The following is an 18,910-nucleotide window of genomic DNA, read 5'->3' on the forward strand; positions in this document are numbered from 1 at the left end:
AAGATCAAGTAAATAAAAAAAGGTGTACGAAGTTGAAATATTCGCGGACACCTTTTGACAGAAACGTTTAAGCCTCTTTACTATGTTTGGTTTTAAAGTGCTTCACGATAATAAATCCAACAAATACACCAACTACACCCATGACGCCTGGTAAGTTAGGCGGCGCTGGTATTGGCAGTCTTAATAGAGAAAAAATAACGCCAAGTAAGAAACCTGCCACGAGAGAACGTACAACTAACTTCATGATGATTTCCTCCTATAATACAAATGTCGAGATAAACGCATAACCGGAAAAGACACCAACAATGCCCATGACACCAGCTAGGTTTGGTGGTGCAGGAATTGGTAAATCGAACACGGAAAAAACGACTCCCAACAAAATACCGGCGATAAACGAAAATAAAATGGTCATATCTGCGCACACCTTTCATCAGTTACAAATACAAAATATGGTACTTCCTAATGATACGACATTAACCACCTTTTTCCTATTAATTAGGGTCACGTGAATGTCTAGGTGATGAGCAAGAGGCGCATAGGGACTATTTGCAGGATGCGGGGTGATGCGTTTGCGGAATTTGGAGCGTGCATTGCGGAATGATAGCACCGCATTGCGGAATAATACCGTCGTATTGCGGAATTTCGAGCACTCATTGCGGAATAACAACATCGTATTGCGGAATTTCAACCACTCATTGCGGAATAACACCGCCGTATTGCGGAATTACAAGTGCGTATTGCGGAATTACAGCACCGCATTGCGGAATTCCAAGCGCGCATTGCGGAATAACAACATCGTATTGCGGAATAATACCATCGTATTGCGGAATTTCAGGCACACATTGCGGTATAACACCCGCACATTGCGGAATTTCAACCACGCATTGCGGAATAACACCCGCACATCGCGGAATTTCAAGCACGTATTGCGGAATTACAGCACCGCATTGCGGAATTCCAAGCGCATATTGCGGAATAACACCCGCACATCCGAATTTCAAGCTCACATCGCGGAATAACGCAATAAATCCACCCAGTTCATAACTGGATGGATTTATCATTACCTTAATTAGCGAGAATACTGACGTAAGTTTTCACAGTAAATAATGACTTTACGTTTTTGCTGCTCTGCTGCCTTCTGTTGCACGTGATAATATTCTGCCCCTAATTTACCGTCGTTTTCCAGCATTTGCTGTTCTTTTTTGAACATGCCTTTTAGTTTCTTTCCCATTACATTCACTCCTTCTTTTAAAATGACTGGTCAGTTTATTTTATTCAATAGCCATTTCCTAAGTGAGTAATGCCAACATTGTTTTTTCCATTTTCTTGATCCGTTCTGCAAACTTTTCTTCAGCGTACCCGATAATATGGTGCAGCCACAGTCCATCATGTAGTTCCCAAAACATTTCTGCTGCGCGTTCAGGGTCGATATCTTGCTTGAACTCTCCCTCATTTTGACCGGCTATAATGATGTTTTTGATCTTTTCAAAATTACGATCAAAGCGATCTGTCAAAATATGCTGTACCTCGGGTGAATCGGTTGAGTATAGCCAAAACTCAATGTGGACGCGCATCAATTTCTTCTTGGTCGAGTCGTACGGTATGTCTGAATTGATCCAGTACTTCAACTGTTCAAGCGGGCTGGAGATTTCCTTAAGCCTGGCATCCATTAAAGCATGCATTTTTGCCGTTTCGTGCTGCAAGATACTCATAAAAATGTCTTCTTTACCACTGAAATAATTGTAAATCGAACCTTTACTCATTCCAGAGTATTTCACAATGTCATCGACTTTTGAAGCGTAATAACCTTTTGCCGAAAAACACTCCAATGCAGCTTGCAATATTTTAATACGTCTTTCTTCTTTTGCTTCGTCTGATATCCTTGGAGCCATCCTCCTGCACCTGCCTTGAATCTTAAACTGACCAATGAGTCTATATAAATTGTATACGTTTTTGATACAATTTACAACTATTAAGCTTCCAAAATTATGAAGTATTTTTGAACGTGCATTTCATATAGTGAAACACGAAAGATCCCCCTAATTCCCCAAGCACGTACTTGCCTATTAAACAGAGCGAATCATACGAAAATGATGGGGTAAAATGGAAATATCTGATGGCGTTGTTTGGTACAATTCGCCATCCATATCAACTTCTTTTTTGGGGGAGGTCGTTATCGTTAACGCCGTTGCATGATAATGCTCAACTTCCTCGAAAGTGTCATCATTTGTAGCAGGATTTTTCATAGCCATTAATTCACGAAAAGATGCGAGGTTAGATCGTTTAACAATGAGCACATTGAGTTTTCCATCACGGGCAGATAATGTAGACATTGGCAGCTCTCTTGTCCCGATAAACCGTCCGTTTAAAACAAACACCAAGACCGCTTCACCTTCATATGTCTTTCCTTCTATCGTCATCTTATATAAAAAAGGTTCAGCAGATCCAAGCGTTTTAAGTGTACTCATCATATAGCTGAGGACACCGAGGCTCTGTTTTTGCTCTGGATCTACATTTTGAGAGGTGTCTGTCACCAAACCAATCCCCCAAAAATTAAGAAAGTAATGTGAATCAGCCTTGCCTGCATCAACGGCGATCTCCTCCCCGTCTCGAATCGCTTCAGCGGCTGCTCTCAGTTGCTGCGGTATACCGAGGGTTCGGCTAAAATCATTTGACGTTCCCCCTGGTAATATCGCAAGGGTCGGACGTGTTTGCAAAGCCGCAAGTGCATTAACACACGCATGAACAGTTCCATCGCCACCTAGAATAATAAACAACTCGACCTTAGCTGCCCATTCAACACAAATCTCATTTAAGTCTTCAATCGTTTCTGTCTGTATAATCGTCAACGCTTTAATCGCGAGACTTAGTATTGGCAGTGTTTGTGCAAGCTTCTGCTCTGTATCAGCATGTCCTGCATTACCATTGTATATCAACAATGCCGTCTCATATTGGTACATCGCTTCACATTCCTTTCTGTCTCTTAGCAGTCTATACCCAATAATGAACTGTTTTAAAAGCATATTGCATCATTATTATTTTCAACTATCAGTATTTACTGTATACTCATAACACATATTTGTATAAGGAAGGAGAGATGTCTATGTCAACATATGACTATTTTAAACAGGCGCTCAAAGATGTTTCAAAGCCGTGTGCCTTTATTGAAATGACTCATTTCGACACGAACATTCAACGAATTGCCGCTCAATCGAATGGCAAAACCATCCGAATCGCAAGTAAATCCATCCGCTCTATCGACGTGTTGAATTATATATTTAATAGTTCGCCAATTTTTCAAGGTGTTATGTGCTATGCTGCCGACGAGGCCCTTTATTTAAACGATAACGGATTTGACGACTTACTTATTGCCTATCCAACAGTTAATCAAACCCATTTAAAAAAGATTGCTCAACGTACGAAAAACAACCAAACGATAACTGTTATGGTTGATAGTACCTTCCACATTGATCTATTGGAAACGATCGCTAAAGAAACCGACAGCCATTTTCTAACGTGTCTCGACATTGATTTATCAACCACTTACCCTAGGCTTCATTTCGGAGTTCACAGATCACCGGTTAAAACGACCGAGCATGCGATGGCACTCATAAATCGAATCCTTCACTCAAAGTACCTTACCCTCGACGGCATCATGGGCTATGAAGCACAAATCGCTGGTGTCACTGATAACAATCCTAAGCAAAAAACGAAAAACTCGGTCATCCGGATGCTCAAAAAACATGCATCAAAAGAAATCATAAAAAAACGGGCTGCGATCCGTGATGCCATTCAAGAAAAACGGATTCCACTGCGCTTTGTGAACGGTGGCGGAACGGGAAGCTTAAAGCAAACGGCTCAAGAAGATGCTGTTACCGAGATGACTGTCGGATCAGGTTTTTTTAATCCACACCTCTTTGATGATTATGTCGACCATCATAATGAACCTGCGATGGGATTTGCGATTGACATTACCCGTCGTCCATCAAGGCATATATATACGTGTGCAGGGGGCGGTTATATTGCTTCCGGTGCTGTCGGAGAAGACAGGTTACCTCGCGTCTATCTACCAAAAGGCGCAACACTCACAGCTAATGAAGGAGCTGGCGAGGTCCAAACACCAATTTATTACGAAGGTGATGTACATTTAGAGATTGGCGATCCTATTTTCATGCGCCATAGCAAGGCTGGAGAATTATGCGAGCATTTTCATGACATCCATTTAATTAAGGAAGGGCAAATCACCGGTACATATCGTACGTATAGGGGGGATCACAAATGTTTTCTTTAAGGCGTAACAAGGATTGGAAAAATTGGGCAGGGACGGTATACAACAGGCCGGAAGCATTACTTTATCCAAAATCACTCTCTGACGTTGTGAGCATTGTTAAGACATGCAAGGCGCAAAACAAAAAGCTCCGCGTTATTGGTGCTGGACATTCCTTTACACCACTGGCCGCTTCGAGCGAGGTACTCATATCACTTGATCATTTATCTGGCATTGTGGACGTTGATGATGCGCATCATCGTGTAACCGTATGGGGGGGAACACGGTTAAGCCGACTAGGGCAATTATTGTACGATAAAGGATATGCGATGGAGAACCTTGGTGATATTAATGTTCAGTCCATTGCCGGTGCTATTTCTACTGGAACACACGGTACAGGGGTGACATTTGGCAGCTTGTCCACGCAAGTAAGCAAGCTGACCATCGTGACACCAAATGGCGATGTAATCAACGTATCCGCAACTGAGAACAGCGGCGTTTTTCAAGCAGGACGCCTATCATTAGGCATGCTCGGCATCATCGTCAAAGTTGAGTTGGCCGTCGTGACATCATATATGCTTGACGCGGAAAGCTACCGACTTGAGCTATCTGATTGCTTGGACAATCTCGATGAACTGCGACACAGCAATCGTAACTTTGAATTTTTTTGGTTTCCACATACGCATACGGTACAGGTTAAAGTGATGAATGCACAAATGAGTAGCCTCTCTACTCCTTCAAAAACAACACCCAATCTATCTGGGTTACTAGTAGAAAATGGGGCATTTTGGGCACTCTCTGAATTATGCCGTGCCATGCCATCTTTTTCAAAGACTGTGAGTCATGTTTCTGCAAAGGCTGTTCCGACTGGTCAATCGAGCGGGATGAGTCATGACATGTACGCTACACCACGGCTCGTTAAATTTACCGAAATGGAATATAGCGTCCGAGCTGAACAAATGGCTGACGTCATTGAAGATATTCAGCGCGTTATTAATCAAAACAATTTTAATGTTCATTTTCCAATTGAATGTCGCTACGTCAAAAAAGATGATATTTGGCTCAGTCCCGCTTACGAGCGTGACGCTGCTTATATTGCTGTTCATATGTATAAAGGGATGGACTACCAGCCTTACTTTGATGCCATTGAAGAGGTCTTTCGCCATTATGATGGACGCCCCCATTGGGGAAAAATGCACACGATGTCTGCTCAGCAATTGTATGATACGTATCTTAAGCTAGAAGCGTTTATGGACGTCAGAAAGAAACTCGATCCGAATGGAATGCTGTTAAATGGGTATTTGCGAGAGATGTTTGGACTGTGAAGGTAAAGAGGAATGATGGGGTCTCAATTGGGAGATTAAGTGCTCCGGGCATAGTTGAGCGGGGCCGGGGGAGCAGATATGAGGCTGCGTGAGCGAATATGCGGCTGAACGAGCAGTTATGCGGTCGGGGGCGCGAATATGCGGCTGCAGGAGCAGTTATGCGGTCGGGGGAGCGGGATGCGGCTGGACGAGCAGTTATGCGGTCGGGGGAGCGGGTATGAGGCTGGACGAGCAGATATGAGGCTGCGTGAGCGAATATGCGGATGCAGGAGCAGTTATGCGGTCGGATGAGCGGATATACGGATGCAGGAGCAGATATGCGGTCTGGGGAGCAGATATGCGGCTGTAGGAGCAGTTATGCGGCTGAATTTCAATATATACGTGGCGTTTCGGTAATACGCGGCTCGATTCGATTTTATGCGGTTCGTTTTTAATATATACGGCTTATTTCTAATATATGCGTTTGCCCAAGCGAGCAGTTAGTTTTATTCTCACAGCTAGTGCCATAACACGCTCGCTGTTTTCTGATAAATTTTTATCATTAAAATAATCATTGTTTTTGTATGCGTTTTCATGATATGATGCCAGTAGATACAGAATAATCAAAAATAATTAGGAGGTATGTATCACTTGAAAACATTATTTAAAGTCGACCTTAACAAGACGATGGACAAGCAGGATGTTGTTGGGCACAACCGGTGGCACCCCGATATACCTGCAGCTTTTTCAGTTGATCCAGGTGAGTCGTTTAAAATGGAATGCTTGGAATGGACAGACGGTCAGATCAAAAATAATGATGATCCATCAGATATTCGCAAGGTGAATTTAGAGCGTGTTCATGTTCTGAGTGGCCCTGTGCATGTCAACGGGGTTGAACCAGGTGACCTTCTTGTTGTAGATATTCTAGATATTGGAACGTTTGATGAACAGCCATGGGGCTTTAATGGTATCTTTGCTAAAGAAAATGGGGGTAGCTTTCTCACCGACCATTTCCCTGAAGCTGCAAAGTCGATTTGGGATTTTAACGGTATTTTCACGTCTTCGCGTCACGTGCCCGACGTCGAATTTGCTGGACTCATTCACCCTGGTTTAATGGGCGTTGCACCTTCTCAGGAGCTTTTAGATGAGTGGAACAGACGTGAACGAGAGCTTATTGCGTCAGACCCTGAGCGTGTGCCACCATTGGCCAATCCACCAACGGAAGAAAGTGTCGTACTTGGGAATTTATCCGGAGCAGACTTTGATCGTGTTGCTAAAGAAGGTGCCAGAACGGTGCCACCGCGAGAAAACGGTGGGAACTGTGATATTAAAGATTTATCCAAAGGGTCACGTGTATACTTCCCTGTTTTTGTTGATGGGGCCAAGCTTTCAGTTGGAGACTTACATTTTTCACAGGGTGATGGTGAAATAACATTCTGTGGCGGAATTGAAATGTCTGGTTGGATTGAATTACGTGTCGATGTCATTAAAGGCGGTATGTCAAAATATCAAATTAAGACAAATCCTGTTTACCAGCCCGGTCCTGTTAATCCACATTATAATGAATACCTTGTATTCCAGGGGGTATCTGTTGAGGAATCCGGTAAACAAACATACATGGATGCGAATCTTGCCTATAAAAACGCCTGCCTTAATGCGATTGAGTATTTAAAAACACAAGGATATACGGGGGAACAAGCTTATATGCTGCTGAGCTGTGCACCTGTACAAGGTCATTTAGCAGGAGTTGTCGATATCCCGAATACGTGTGCAACGATCGGTATACCGAAAGAAATTTTCACCAAGAACATCATGCCGAAATAACGGAGGAGAAACATGGCTTATTTTACATTTTCATGCCCTCAATGTGGGGAGTTTACAGAATGGCATACATCGTTGAAGGGAAAAAAAGACGTCGCTCATTGCCCAGAATGCGAGACGTTGTCTAAGCGGGTATTCCGTCCCCCTTTAACGTATCGCATGGATTCACGGGTCAAACAGACAATCGAGCAAGGGATGGAACCAAAGCTCGTCAAAAAAGAAAACATGGTCGGAACGCCTATTCAACAAGCCGTTCAATCGAAACCACGTTTATCAAGGCCTTGGCAAGCTGGTCAATAATGAAGCAAGACGAAGGAGGTGTAGCCCTGCACCTCCTTCATCTTATAAACTAACGAGGATCATTTTTTAATAAAGAAATAATGTCTTCAAAGCTTTGTTGTTGAGATTCGATAACAGCTTCAATGTCCTGCAAAAGTTCATCAGGAATATGCCCTTCAGCAACCCCTTGCTTCTCCTGTGAACGGTCTTTACACAAAAGTAAATAAGTAAGAAGCATATTTATCGTATGATTGTCCAAAACTATAAAGCTATTGCCAGTTTCACCACTATTCTCCTTAGCAGTCTCCAACTGATCAGATATATACTCACGCACCAATTGATCAAGGAGGACGTTACGATCCTGAGTCATTATGCGCCCCCTTTCTTCGGTACTTTTTCACTAACATTAATTTGATTCACTGCTGGTATACCTTCTTTTATCTCATCCCCATACGTAATCCCCTTTATACTACCCGCATAAGATTGTTGCGACTGCCACTTTACTTGAAAATTAGAAAATGCAATTGTTTCATGCGGCTTCAATGTTTGCTGGTAAATTGGCCTTAGCCAATACGAATCATTATGATCGTGATCAGTAAATCGCTCCCATGCATCTGAAGGAATTCGATTTGTTTTTGAAACATCATTTATATATTTCCCTGAGAAGTTGAACGGGGTATCTTTTGACAGCTGAATGCATATATGTGGATGTGTTATTGGATGGTCACTTACGTTCGTAATATAGTAGGATGCCCAAATCAAATGATCTTTTGAACGCTCACGAGAAATGTGAATTGAATAGGTGAAATAACTCATTACGTTAGTTTGTTTTTTTGCATTACGCTCCGTGATCAATTGTTTGATATCATCCATGTATGCGTGTGATTGCTGTTGAAGGCGATTCATTTTTTCGTGTATGCTTTGGAAATCACTATTCTCCAACCATATCACTCCCTCTTATGTTTGTTTTATTTATGTGCAAGACCCTCCCGCAATAAAAATACTCTAAGGTTCTTCCACACATCGATAAAAATGAGAGAGAGGGAAAATACCTCTCTCCATTGTTATGCGATAATGCTAGCCATTATTCCCTGTGCTCGGAGTAGGAAACATCATAGCACTTTGTGGCGGCATTGCATTTGGACATGACGTTGGTAATGCTTCTCTCGGTTCACAATACTCAGCCTGGAATTCTACTGTAACTGGATACGTTGATTGAATGTTTTGGCATGCGGTGATTGAAAGGGTAATGCCGTTCAAAATAGGATCAGTCGCATCTGGCGTACCAGGTGTATTAACAAAGCTATCGATATTCGTAAATGATACTGCAACCTCTGTTCCTTCTGGTGCACTTAAAGCGACTTGTTCATAAGCGGTAAACGTTAGACCAGGAACTGTTGCTGTTATCCCACCTAGTAATGTTAACGTTAAAGAAAAGACAAAATCCTTTTGTAATGTTACTTGCTGTAAAGATACAAGTTCGCCCTCTACCATGACATCCATATCTTCACGATTCGTCACAGTCACAGTACTAGCATCCTCATCTACTTCAGCTGTTAAAGAAACGATATCTCCTATTGCAATTGGGGGTGTTAATCCTGGAAACGTAACACCAGGTAATGGCCCTACATTAAAACTATTTTGATTAAGCACCCAATCATATACCCTATCAACATTCATACATATCAATTCTTGCCCAACATTCAAATCATTTGCTTGCATCTCGCAAACACCTCCATATAATTTTATCTTGCTCTGCCAACATATGTGTTCCAAAAATAAAAGTATAGTAATAGAGCGGAATTGGAGCCGAATTCTCTTTAATTTGTATGTTTGTTCTATGATTGTATCGTTCTTCATCATAGTTTTTCATAATTTAATAGTTTATGATCTTGATCATCTTGCACAGTAACAGATAAAGCCGAGCGCTTTTCTTCAAAAGCAACGAACAATATTCTTCACATTATCCGCATACAAATAAGAGTGAGCATAAGATGGACGATTGCTCAAATCGAAGCAAACTTGGCACATTTCAAATTGCACATCAATAGTATATTAATGTGCTGTCAAAGGGTGATGATTGATGGAACGATATCAGTTATATAATAAACAGGACATCGATTTCTTAAATGAAGAACTAAAAATCTATAAACGTATAGTAGATTCCTTAACCAATTCGCATACAAATAATAACGATCTTCAGATAAAAACTGAACTTGACCGTTTAAAAGAGCGTATGACAATTTTTGAAGGAGAAATGAACACCATGAAAGACGTACAGGATGGAAACTTGGAGAATGACAAGAAGCATATCGTCGAACTCATTACTCAAATGGAGGACGTCCAAGAGGCTGTCAATCAATTAAAACGAGACAATGCGGTCATCTTAAATCAACTAAAACAAATCAATGATAAAATTACGGAGGAAGAAAAACAACAATTAAAAGAGGTTAAAGAGGGTACGTCGGACTTAAAGACTGATTTTGCGAGTGGGCAGTCGTCACAACAGCAAACACCTGTCCTTCCGCCTTCTAGCTTCAAACAGTTGCAAAATCTGCTTCAAACGACAAATCAACCAAAAAAAGTGGTTTATCCAAAAAACAAGCAACACGCACCATCTGAACAAAAAGGGAAAAAAGCATCTTCTTTTCCTAATAGATTGGCGTCTCGGCCCTTGCCTATGTCTCCCCCTACAAGTGCGAGGCCACCAAAGAAACCAAATGAGAGCAAGGTTTCAGAGGTGAATTCAAGCAACGCTTTAAGTCATGTAACGATAGACAGCGATGTAAAAACTCACAGTGCTTTATCAGAACGTGCTTCAGAAAAACAGCTCCAGCAGGCTCATTATGAAGAAAACCAAAGAAAAATAGAGACTAACGAAAAAGAGAACGCTCCTAAAAAAGAAAACACGTTTCTGTCTTTATTTCGACGGAAGGAATAGTATGTCAACACATCTCATCATTCCACATCCTATTTTCACAAGCATGATTGAGCATGGCGAAACACAGTTACCTTATGAATCATGTGGGCTACTAGCAGGAAGCGGCAATAAGGTTCTTTCGATATGGACACTGGAAAATGAGTTAAAGTCAAGCAGTCGTTTTTTCGTACACAAAAATGTTGTTGCAGACACATTACAGCAAATTCATAAGTGCAAAGAACATGTGCTTGCGATCTATCATTCACACCCGAGTACCGCACCTATTCCTTCAAGCTATGATGTCTATCATCATACTGACGAATCTGTGAAAATGGTAATTGTATCTCTTAAATCACAAGAACCACAGGTGAAATGTTTCGATATCAAACAGGATACGTATACAGAATGTACCATTTCAATAGATCCTATTTATTGATACAAAATGGCTTATAACGATATGCTTTCATTGATAATCAATTTTTCAATGTATAACAACACCGACTAAACACGAATCATTCGAATGACGCCTGTTTAGTCGGTGGTATGTCTACAAATAGTAATTTCACGCTTCTTTGGATTGGATGAGACTGAAACATATAACTTTATTATTTACAACCTATGAAACCACGTTCCTGCTTTCTCAACAATTGCCCCCTCATGCAAAGCATCATAAAGAATCAAAAAACATGTCGCCGGGCCTGCAGACTGTTGAAAATCGATTGAAGCAGATCGCGCTACATATGGTGCTATGACTGAATCGAGTTGATTCAACTCATGCTGAATCCCCTTGGATCCAACAGGGATGACAGCATGAATGCCTTCATTATGGCAGCACCAATTAAACAGCCAAAGTGGTGCGACCCCCTCATTTGTCAATACATCATTTCCGACTAACGGCTCTCCAATGAGAGCAACACACATATCTTTTTGCTGTATGTTATCCGAAACATGATTAATAGACCGTTTACCGAGAACAGCTAAACCAAGGGCAGATTGGTAAAGCTTAAAGTTCGACTCCGTACTTCCTGTCACTGGTAAATCAGGTATATTGAGCTCGCGACAGCCACGTTCAATCCCTTTCTTCAAGCTGTCCCAAGCATCGTCCCCATTAAAATTATGGAGAAGAACTGAAAACGGCGTTGCACCAGCAGCGGCACATTCCATATATGCCACTCGAAAAGCAAAGTACGCAACAACTTCATAATCAACCTCAACATCATCAAATGGCTTTCGCCCAATCGAACCGCTATTATCACAAGCGATAACGAGCTCTTCACCTTCTGATAACGCCGTCGTTAAAACGTCTCGATTCAAACGCATCCGCTAACCCCTTCTTTCTATATCACATGACCGCTTTTAACTTACGAATCTTTCTTACTGCTCCGAAACACGCGTGCACTTCGAACATATTCCACGTCCCTTACATCTAATCTAGCATTCACAACACGAGCGAGCGCAAAAAAATAGTCAGACAATCTATTTAAATATTTAAGTGTAACCGCTGATAGCGTTTCATCTTGTTTCGCTAACCGAACAACAAGTCGTTCAGCCCGTCGCGTAATCGTCCGAGCAATGTGCAAAGTAGCCGCCGGCTTTGAGCCACCCGGTAAAATGAAGCGTTCAATAGCTGGTGCTTCCTCTGATAATACATCAATGCGCTTCTCCAAATGATCAATAGCCGCTTCCTCAAGCTTCAGAGGACGCCGTTCGGATACGCTAGCGAGATCTCCACCACAATCAAATAATTCATGTTGAATCGTTTCCAGATCTTGAAAAACATCGCGAAAACGATCATCATCAGCTAGTTCTGCGATCGCCTGACCAACAAAGCTGTTTAATTCATCGACAGTGCCATACGCCTCAACGCGTACATCATCTTTGTCAACACGTCCCCCGATAATAGCTGTTTGACCTTTATCCCCTGTTTTTGTGTACAATTTCATTATGAACCCCTCCGTTTTTTTAAATATTTATAATCTCCTCATGCCGCTTTTTGAGGAGTAAGGGTGATACTCGTGTAAATATACGACGCATTCGTCAATACACTGATATCCTTTATAATTATTTCAACCGTTTGCTCACACCGTACCAAATAAGATCAAACCGCTCACTCGCTTCGACCAAATCTTGATAGAACCAGCCGGTTAAATCACGCCATTGTCGATCGGCTTTTTCCATAGGGACGATCCCTTTTGAAATATCTGCTCCAATAACGATAACCACTCTATTCGGCTCTGCTTTTTCCCAGTCAAGCCAACGTTGCAGCACGTCTTGGCCATATTGACGATCTGTCTCACCTCGCTGCACCCATTGCCACACCCATTGTTCTACATCTGAGAGAACGATCAAATCGATAAAGTCTGAAATATGTTGCTCTAATAGATATGAGCCACCATCATGTGCTGAAATCCACTGATGAACTCTTGATTCGAGCATATAATGATTTTTTATCCACGCTGTTTTTCCGTTGTAAGCACCGCCTGTAACGACATGCATCGCTGTCGCCTCCTTAAGCCTTCTCTTGTCCATTCCAGACGATAGCCGCCATTGTTCGGAATCGTCCAATCAAAAAATGGCCGCTTCTCTGGCGCGAAGGATGTTAATAGATACCGCAGCACACCACCATGTGTCACAATAGCTGCTTCATTGACGTTTCGCTCATTGATGCGTCCAACAATCACATCAACACCCCGTTGAACACGATCTGTAAATTCTGGAAAAGTTTCGCCACCATCAGGACGAGCAGTAAACGGGGCATCAAGCCATTTCTGATAAGAAGGCACATTTTTTAACGCATCATACCCGTGCCCTTCCCAATCGCCAAAGTTTATTTCTCTTAGCTCAGGTACGCTTTCGATGGGCATATCTGGGTACAAAAGACGTGCTGTATCGAGACAACGGCTTAAATCACTTGAGAATAGCAACTCTGGCTCCTCTAAAGAGTGGTGCATCCTTTGAATCGCTCGTTTTCCTTCTGGACTCAAAGGTACATCGCCCCAGCCGTTATAAAGCTGCCTTTCATTTGCCACTGTCAGCCCGTGACGCCAAAATGTAAGAGCCACACGGTCAGCCATAAGCATACCTCCGTTCCTTCTACTGCTGCCCCGACGACATCACCTGTTATGCCCCCAAACGCAACCGAAATTCTGTTCTTCAGCCACCAGAATAACAGCAAGGTGATACCCCCCATAATGAGGATCGAAAGCAAAGCGCTAATATCCCATAAACCAAGCACTAAAAGCAAAAGGCCGTACATAACGAGATAGCTCAACAACGTACTCGGTCGGGCTGCCTGCTGAAACAAATTGCCAAGTCCTTCTTCTTTTACAGCCGGAACACGAACGAGTATGAGCCCCATCATCATTCGTCCATAAAACGGAATCATAGCAACAAGCAGCCAAGTTATGTTTGTCGCCATAGAGATCGTTTCATAAATGAATACGAATTTAGCCGTCAATAGAACGTTCACACTTAAAACACCAAATGCACCAATTCGTGGATCCTTCATAATTTCCAAGCGCTTTGCTCGGTCTCGATATGAAAAGAACGCATCGCCAACATCCATCCAGCCATCAAGATGAATCCCACCTGTGATGACAATCATAAACAGCCAAATAAAAAATGTCACAGCAAGGGGCGAAAGAGGTGTCCAATCATGTAACAGAAAAGCCATGCTGCCATATAGCACACCAAATAAAAGGCCGAGTACCGGAAAAAGCCTTATAGCCCGTTCGATGTGCGTGGTTGTCATTGGTACATTGCGATTGATTGGAATGACGCTAAAAAATTGCAACGTCAATATCATCCCGTTTATATAGCTTTTCATCATGGACGCATCCCCTCGTATAATTTATTTTGGCGTTGATTTTACGTCAAATTAATCTGAAGCCTATTTTAAAAGACAATGCGTTTAACACCGTTGACTTTCACTACAGGCGGGCGCTTTCTGCGGTTCTCGTCGATTCTTTTGTGAGGTCTGCCGATTTGAGCGCAATTCTTGCCGATTCTTTCGTGAGAATCCCCGATTTGAGCGCGATTCTTGCCGATTCTTTCGTGAGGTCCACCGATTCAGAAATGGTTCTTGCCGATTCTTGTGTGAGAGTCGCCGATTTCTCCTTGAGATTCCCCGCCTTCCGTTTTAGGTAACTCTGTATGGACATAATTTAGATGTCAAAGATTTGTCAGCAATCCCTAGAAAATCACTATATCTTATTGTAGTGTGCCTATTTCTTTTAACATATCCCGCACCCCTTGTTTCTCATTGCTTCAGCTGCCATTTCCCAGTGTGCCCTTCATTAACAATGGCACGCCGGATTCAACGGCATACGCCTCAGTAGACACTTTGACCATGTGCTGGTGTAACTGACCAAGTATACGGGCATATATGTTGCTGATGTCATACGAGGAATGACCTCCATAAGAAACATCATTTGACACGATGACGAGGGTATGGACGTGAGTACGAATATCTTCAATTCCACTAGCAATCCGATTAAAGACTTGTGTTTGATACAATTTGTCCTGCCATTTATCATGTTCACGAAATAATTCATTTGTTAACAGGAGCGTGAGACAGTCCAACAGCACAACACTCCCGGCTTCTATATGACGGATACTTGAGCCGATATCTTCTGGACATTCAAGTGTTCGCCACCTCACACCACTTCTTTCTCTGTCATGGCGATGGCGATCGATCCGGGTAGACATTTCCCCGTCAACACGACGTGATGTTGCGAGATAGTAAAGTGGACGATCAGCCGCCCGACTCTGTTCCGCTGCACAGCGTTCCGCAAAGCTCGACTTCCCGCTTCTAGCACCACCTGAAATAAAGATTAAGTTGTTTTTTTCCATGCAATGAGCGCCTCCAATAGAAGTGCATTGTCCGCAGGCAATCGGACACTAAAGCGCAGCCAGCGGCCGTTTAATCCTGTATAGTTGAGCGTATGCCTTGGAACAATGCCTTTTTCCAGCAAATAACGAAGCAATGGCAGTTGGTCGTCTAACGCAGGATCACGAAGTACAAAAAAATTCACCTTACTGTTTGAGACGAGATACCCTTCTGCTTCAATATGGTCCAAAAGAACCGCCCGCTCACGTTGGACCAAGTCACGTGTTCTTGTCACATGGCGGTCTGCCTGTAAACACGCCTTTCCTGCCAATTGAGCAATGGCGTTGACACTCCAATGTGGCTGTTGGTTTTTCAACGTAGAAATAATCTCTGGAGCAGCTAACACATAGCCAAGACGTAAGCCGGCAATGGCATACATTTTTGTCAATGAACGGAGAATGATGAGATGTGGATGTGTGTAGAGCATTGAAGCAGCTGTCCAAGCATCATCCTGGAAATCGTAAAACGCTTCATCAATAATGAGCAAGCAATCGTGTTGTTCACATGCTTCCACCAATGGAATGAGCGTGCTTTCCTCATATGTAATGCCCGTCGGATTATTCGGATGGCATAAAAAGACGGCATCAACATTTGGGAGCTTGGCGATCATGTGCTCAACATTCAGTGACCACGTTCCTTCTTCAAGGATATAATGGTCAACCTCACAGCCATGTGCACGACACGCCTGTTCATATTCAGAAAACGTTGGTTGAATGAGCAACACCCGTTTCTCCCGCAATAGGCCTCCAATGAGCTGAATTAATTCAGCGCCACCATTTCCTAACAGAACTTGGTCATCAGTGACTGAATCCATACAAGCAATGCGTCGTGTCAGCTCGCGCGCTTGTGGATCAGGATAATCGGCAACAGCATCAAACCAATCTCCCCACTGTTCCTTAAGTACAGACGGTGGACCTAACGGATTGACATTAACACTAAAATCGATAACATGCTCTGGCATCGGTAATTGCAGCCATTCATAAACGTAGCGTGGATTAGAACCATGTGATGGTGAACTCAATGATGACACCTCCGATAACGAGACTCATAATAAATGCGAAAATGGTGCGCTGCATAATTGATACGGCATCAACAATATGATGACGCTCTAATGGAACGTTGGCGTTTCCAATTAACGGCGCCTCTGACGGTACGCCTTGATATGTATTCATGCCACCAAGCTGGACACCGAGAAGTGCGGCAACGGCTGATTCTCCCCAGCCACTATTCGGACTGTTATGTTTCAAGGCATCACGTCTGAACACGTTCCACGCTTCTTTTTTTGTATCGTGCTTTGGCTGATGAACGAGTAGCATGAGCATACCTGTTAAACGAGCCGGAATCCAGTTAAGGACGTCATCAAAACGGGCCGATGCCCAGCCGAACTCATAATACTGTTCATTTCGATAGCCGACCATTGAATCACACGTATTTACAGCACGGTATGCGAGCGCAAAGGGAGCACCGCCAATCAACGCCCAAAATAACGGGGCAGAGATGCCATCACTCGTATTTTCGGCAACGGTTTCTACCGCGCCTCGTACGACATTTCCCTCGTCAAGTTTGTCCGTATCCCGCCCCACAATCCAGGAAAGACGCTTTCGAGCAAGGGAAAGATCATTGTTTTGAAGTGGTTTATACACATCAAGTGCAGCTTCTCGCAAGCTTTTCTGAGCAATCGTTGGCACGATCAAGAAAGCTTCTAGTACAATCCCGAAAATGATATTCCAGTCATACGCTGTATAAATGATCAAGATACTTGGGACAAAGACCGCAGTCACAACGGTTACCACTAACAAGGCACCTTTTGCTTTGCGATAACGATCCTGATTCAAATGTTGATCAAGAAACGCAATAAGCGCGCCGATCCACTTTACTGGATGAGGCCAGTGCTTCGGGTCACCAATCAACAGATCCAGTACACAAGCGATTATAATCGCAGCCAGATGGTGCCAAATCATGAGTCATGTCTCCAGTTCCGATCGTTTTTTAGCGCTTGTATCGTGCATTCATAGACGCCTCTTGCGACAACCTGGCCAAGCGGGGCAATCGGACCAGCAAACTCAAGAACGGTCCCTTTTTGTGTAGCCGCAATTAAAATACTATCCGTCGACGTTCCTGTTGCGACATTTCCTGTCAACTGATCCATCACCGCCATCTCCCTAAGTGCCTTCGTTTTCGCTTCTGTTGCAGTCACAATTGCTTGAATAAAGGATTCGTCGCGCATATCTCCGTTGACCAGCACCCACGTATTAATCGTTCCAGGTGTGTACGCTTTTACGTGCTGCTCCCCTTGTGTTACATCAAGTGCATTGCCAACACCTGCCGTCACCATGACAAAGACTGAAAAGCCGTCACCTTCAAACAGCCCGCTGGCAGCCTGCTCCAGATGGACCGCTGTCATCATACCGGCTGTATCATTCGGATCAAGACCCTTTTCTATTAAGTACCGCTTCATTTCGGCGCGATGATCTGAACAATCATATCCCTTATCAACGTGACGATTGACAAAATGACGATACCACCCCAACCCAGCCCCGGTCACACTTGAAGACATAGTTTTCATTGGTGTAGGTGTTTGCAGCCAGATCATATCATCAATGTGTTTTAATAAATGCGGACCTATCTCTTCCGGCTCAATCGCGCGTGATAGTTGCTCTGGGACAAGCATAATTTGCGGCTTTGGCACTTTCGGGTGCGGGTTCTTTTCGATTTTTGTGCCATAGACACATTCAAGTCGCTCTTTTTTCAACACTTCATCTGGCTTATCACAAATGATGTTTTGTCCATTCTTAAGGAGCAGGAGCCGATCACAATAAAGCCCAGCTAAATTCAAATCATGAAAAATCGATATAACAGTGAGTTTATTTTCCAATGTCCAACGCTTCAACACATCAAGCAAATCCTTTTGATAAGCTAAATCCAAATGGTTCGTCGGTTCATCTAAAAGCAAAATAGCTGGCTTTTGCGCTAAAGCTTGAGCAAGATACACCCGCTGCCGCTCTCCACCTGATAGCTCGTCAAGCTTGGCATGCTGATAATCAACAACACCCGTTTGACGCATGACATCCTGAACGATCTCTTCATCTTCTTGTGTGAACGAGTTGAAGAATCCCTTTTGATGAGCATACCGACCAAGGGATACCGTTTCATAAACGGTGTAGCTAAACGTTTGTGAACTGTGCTGTGGTAAAACAGCCATCAGCCGCGCGAGCTCTTTAGGTGCATATTCCGAAAGCGGACGTCCAGCCAGCTGAATGGCACCTGTTTGCACAGGTAAGAGCGCACTCAGCAGCTTCGCCAGCGTCGTTTTACCACTGCCATTCGGACCAATAATGCCAAAAAACTCATACTTAAGGACGTTCAATGATACATCCTTAATAATTGGCTCATTCGAATAACCACCCGTTACCTGGTTAACATCTATCATA

General features: G+C 43.2%; 25 protein-coding genes. 6 read left to right on the forward strand and 19 right to left on the reverse strand.

Annotated elements, in window-relative coordinates; genetic code table 11:
* Positions 1 to 67 precede the first annotated feature (67 nt).
* From HPC67_RS04050 to HPC67_RS04080, 7 genes are all read right to left on the reverse strand, one after another.
* Positions 68 to 244: a XapX domain-containing protein gene (locus HPC67_RS04050; protein WP_217586139.1), complete on the reverse strand. Its 177-nt coding sequence runs from the start codon at positions 242 to 244 to the stop codon at positions 68 to 70.
* A gap of 12 nt (positions 245 to 256) precedes the next feature.
* Entirely contained in the window at positions 257 to 412 is a 156-nt protein-coding gene (locus HPC67_RS04055; RefSeq protein WP_217586140.1) for a XapX domain-containing protein, read from the reverse strand.
* Between the two features lie 18 nt (positions 413 to 430).
* Positions 431 to 688 carry a hypothetical protein gene (locus tag HPC67_RS04060; RefSeq protein WP_217586141.1) on the reverse strand — a complete coding sequence of 86 codons (258 nt, stop codon included), beginning with the start codon at positions 686 to 688 and terminating at the stop codon, positions 431 to 433.
* Positions 689 to 745: 57 nt separating this feature from the next.
* Complete coding sequence (locus HPC67_RS04065; protein ID WP_217586142.1) at positions 746 to 919, reverse strand: hypothetical protein; 174 nt, start codon at positions 917 to 919, stop codon at positions 746 to 748.
* A gap of 150 nt (positions 920 to 1,069) precedes the next feature.
* A complete protein-coding gene (locus tag HPC67_RS04070; protein WP_217586143.1) occupies positions 1,070 to 1,231 on the reverse strand; it encodes a hypothetical protein in 162 nt (53 codons plus the stop codon).
* Between the two features lie 58 nt (positions 1,232 to 1,289).
* Complete coding sequence (locus HPC67_RS04075; protein ID WP_217586144.1) at positions 1,290 to 1,892, reverse strand: TetR/AcrR family transcriptional regulator; 603 nt, start codon at positions 1,890 to 1,892, stop codon at positions 1,290 to 1,292.
* 174 nt (positions 1,893 to 2,066) lie between these two features.
* On the reverse strand, positions 2,067 to 3,023 hold the full coding sequence (locus HPC67_RS04080; protein ID WP_246569614.1) for a diacylglycerol/lipid kinase family protein: 957 nt from the start codon (positions 3,021 to 3,023) through the stop codon (positions 2,067 to 2,069).
* An 80-nt stretch (positions 3,024 to 3,103) separates the two neighbouring features.
* Here HPC67_RS04080 and HPC67_RS04085 point away from each other — a divergent pair, with 80 nt between their 5' ends.
* The 4 genes from HPC67_RS04085 (at position 3,104) to HPC67_RS04100 (ending at position 7,692) form a co-directional block, all read left to right on the forward strand.
* The gene (locus HPC67_RS04085; RefSeq protein WP_217586145.1) at positions 3,104 to 4,291 is read left to right on the forward strand and encodes an amino acid deaminase/aldolase; all 1,188 of its coding nucleotides are present in this window, start codon (positions 3,104 to 3,106) and stop codon (positions 4,289 to 4,291) included.
* Positions 4,279 to 5,592 (forward strand): D-arabinono-1,4-lactone oxidase, encoded by a 1,314-nt coding sequence (locus tag HPC67_RS04090; protein WP_217586146.1) that lies wholly within the window; start codon positions 4,279 to 4,281, stop codon positions 5,590 to 5,592. The genes HPC67_RS04085 and HPC67_RS04090 overlap by 13 nt, the downstream gene beginning before the upstream one ends.
* Before the next feature lie 630 nt (positions 5,593 to 6,222).
* The gene (gene fmdA / locus HPC67_RS04095) at positions 6,223 to 7,395 is read left to right on the forward strand and encodes a formamidase (RefSeq protein WP_281417492.1); all 1,173 of its coding nucleotides are present in this window, start codon (positions 6,223 to 6,225) and stop codon (positions 7,393 to 7,395) included.
* 12 nt (positions 7,396 to 7,407) lie between these two features.
* Positions 7,408 to 7,692, forward strand: coding sequence for an FmdB family zinc ribbon protein (locus tag HPC67_RS04100; RefSeq protein ID WP_217586148.1), 285 nt, complete (start codon positions 7,408 to 7,410; stop codon positions 7,690 to 7,692).
* Between the two features lie 49 nt (positions 7,693 to 7,741).
* Here the strand turns inward: HPC67_RS04100 and HPC67_RS04105 are convergent, their stop codons facing one another.
* The 3 genes from HPC67_RS04105 to HPC67_RS04115 form a co-directional block, all read right to left on the reverse strand.
* The gene (locus HPC67_RS04105) at positions 7,742 to 8,041 is read right to left on the reverse strand and encodes a hypothetical protein (protein WP_217586149.1); all 300 of its coding nucleotides are present in this window, start codon (positions 8,039 to 8,041) and stop codon (positions 7,742 to 7,744) included.
* Positions 8,041 to 8,613, reverse strand: a complete 573-nt coding sequence (locus tag HPC67_RS04110; protein WP_217586150.1) for a hypothetical protein — start codon at positions 8,611 to 8,613, stop codon at positions 8,041 to 8,043. The genes HPC67_RS04105 and HPC67_RS04110 overlap by 1 nt, the downstream gene beginning before the upstream one ends.
* A 135-nt stretch (positions 8,614 to 8,748) precedes the next feature.
* A complete protein-coding gene (locus HPC67_RS04115; RefSeq protein WP_217586151.1) occupies positions 8,749 to 9,393 on the reverse strand; it encodes a BMQ_0737 family morphogenetic spore coat protein in 645 nt (214 codons plus the stop codon).
* A 361-nt stretch (positions 9,394 to 9,754) separates the two neighbouring features.
* On the opposite strand from HPC67_RS04115, the gene HPC67_RS04120 reads away from it, so the two are divergent.
* Together HPC67_RS04120 and HPC67_RS04125 are read left to right on the forward strand one after the other, a co-directional pair.
* Complete coding sequence (locus HPC67_RS04120) at positions 9,755 to 10,612, forward strand: hypothetical protein (RefSeq protein WP_217586152.1); 858 nt, start codon at positions 9,755 to 9,757, stop codon at positions 10,610 to 10,612.
* A 1-nt stretch (position 10,613) separates the two neighbouring features.
* Complete coding sequence (locus HPC67_RS04125; RefSeq protein WP_217586153.1) at positions 10,614 to 11,027, forward strand: M67 family metallopeptidase; 414 nt, start codon at positions 10,614 to 10,616, stop codon at positions 11,025 to 11,027.
* A 173-nt stretch (positions 11,028 to 11,200) separates the two neighbouring features.
* On the opposite strand, the gene HPC67_RS04130 is transcribed toward HPC67_RS04125, so the two are convergent.
* The 9 genes from HPC67_RS04130 to HPC67_RS04170 form a co-directional block, all read right to left on the reverse strand.
* Complete coding sequence (locus HPC67_RS04130; protein ID WP_217586154.1) at positions 11,201 to 11,911, reverse strand: ATP-binding protein; 711 nt, start codon at positions 11,909 to 11,911, stop codon at positions 11,201 to 11,203.
* 41 nt (positions 11,912 to 11,952) lie between these two features.
* Positions 11,953 to 12,534 (reverse strand): cob(I)yrinic acid a,c-diamide adenosyltransferase, encoded by a 582-nt coding sequence (locus HPC67_RS04135; protein ID WP_217586155.1) that lies wholly within the window; start codon positions 12,532 to 12,534, stop codon positions 11,953 to 11,955.
* A gap of 118 nt (positions 12,535 to 12,652) precedes the next feature.
* Complete coding sequence (locus tag HPC67_RS04140) at positions 12,653 to 13,087, reverse strand: bifunctional adenosylcobinamide kinase/adenosylcobinamide-phosphate guanylyltransferase (RefSeq protein ID WP_217586156.1); 435 nt, start codon at positions 13,085 to 13,087, stop codon at positions 12,653 to 12,655.
* Positions 13,039 to 13,665 (reverse strand): histidine phosphatase family protein, encoded by a 627-nt coding sequence (locus HPC67_RS04145; protein ID WP_217586157.1) that lies wholly within the window; start codon positions 13,663 to 13,665, stop codon positions 13,039 to 13,041. The genes HPC67_RS04140 and HPC67_RS04145 overlap by 49 nt, the downstream gene beginning before the upstream one ends.
* The gene (cobS, locus tag HPC67_RS04150; protein WP_246569617.1) at positions 13,623 to 14,420 is read right to left on the reverse strand and encodes an adenosylcobinamide-GDP ribazoletransferase; all 798 of its coding nucleotides are present in this window, start codon (positions 14,418 to 14,420) and stop codon (positions 13,623 to 13,625) included. Before cobS ends, HPC67_RS04145 begins: the two co-directional genes overlap by 43 nt.
* A gap of 437 nt (positions 14,421 to 14,857) precedes the next feature.
* Entirely contained in the window at positions 14,858 to 15,442 is a 585-nt protein-coding gene (locus HPC67_RS04155) for a bifunctional adenosylcobinamide kinase/adenosylcobinamide-phosphate guanylyltransferase (protein WP_217586158.1), read from the reverse strand.
* A complete protein-coding gene (gene cobD, locus HPC67_RS04160; RefSeq protein WP_217586159.1) occupies positions 15,424 to 16,500 on the reverse strand; it encodes a threonine-phosphate decarboxylase CobD in 1,077 nt (358 codons plus the stop codon). The genes HPC67_RS04155 and cobD overlap by 19 nt, the downstream gene beginning before the upstream one ends.
* On the reverse strand, positions 16,475 to 17,440 hold the full coding sequence (gene cbiB, locus HPC67_RS04165) for an adenosylcobinamide-phosphate synthase CbiB (protein WP_217586160.1): 966 nt from the start codon (positions 17,438 to 17,440) through the stop codon (positions 16,475 to 16,477). Before cbiB ends, cobD begins: the two co-directional genes overlap by 26 nt.
* Positions 17,437 to 18,909, reverse strand: a complete 1,473-nt coding sequence (locus HPC67_RS04170) for an adenosylcobinamide amidohydrolase (protein ID WP_217586161.1) — start codon at positions 18,907 to 18,909, stop codon at positions 17,437 to 17,439. The genes cbiB and HPC67_RS04170 overlap by 4 nt, the downstream gene beginning before the upstream one ends.
* Position 18,910 lies beyond the last annotated feature (1 nt).

This window comes from Lentibacillus saliphilus, from assembly GCF_019093865.1.
Taxonomy (GTDB): domain Bacteria; phylum Bacillota; class Bacilli; order Bacillales; family Amphibacillaceae; genus Lentibacillus_B; species Lentibacillus_B saliphilus.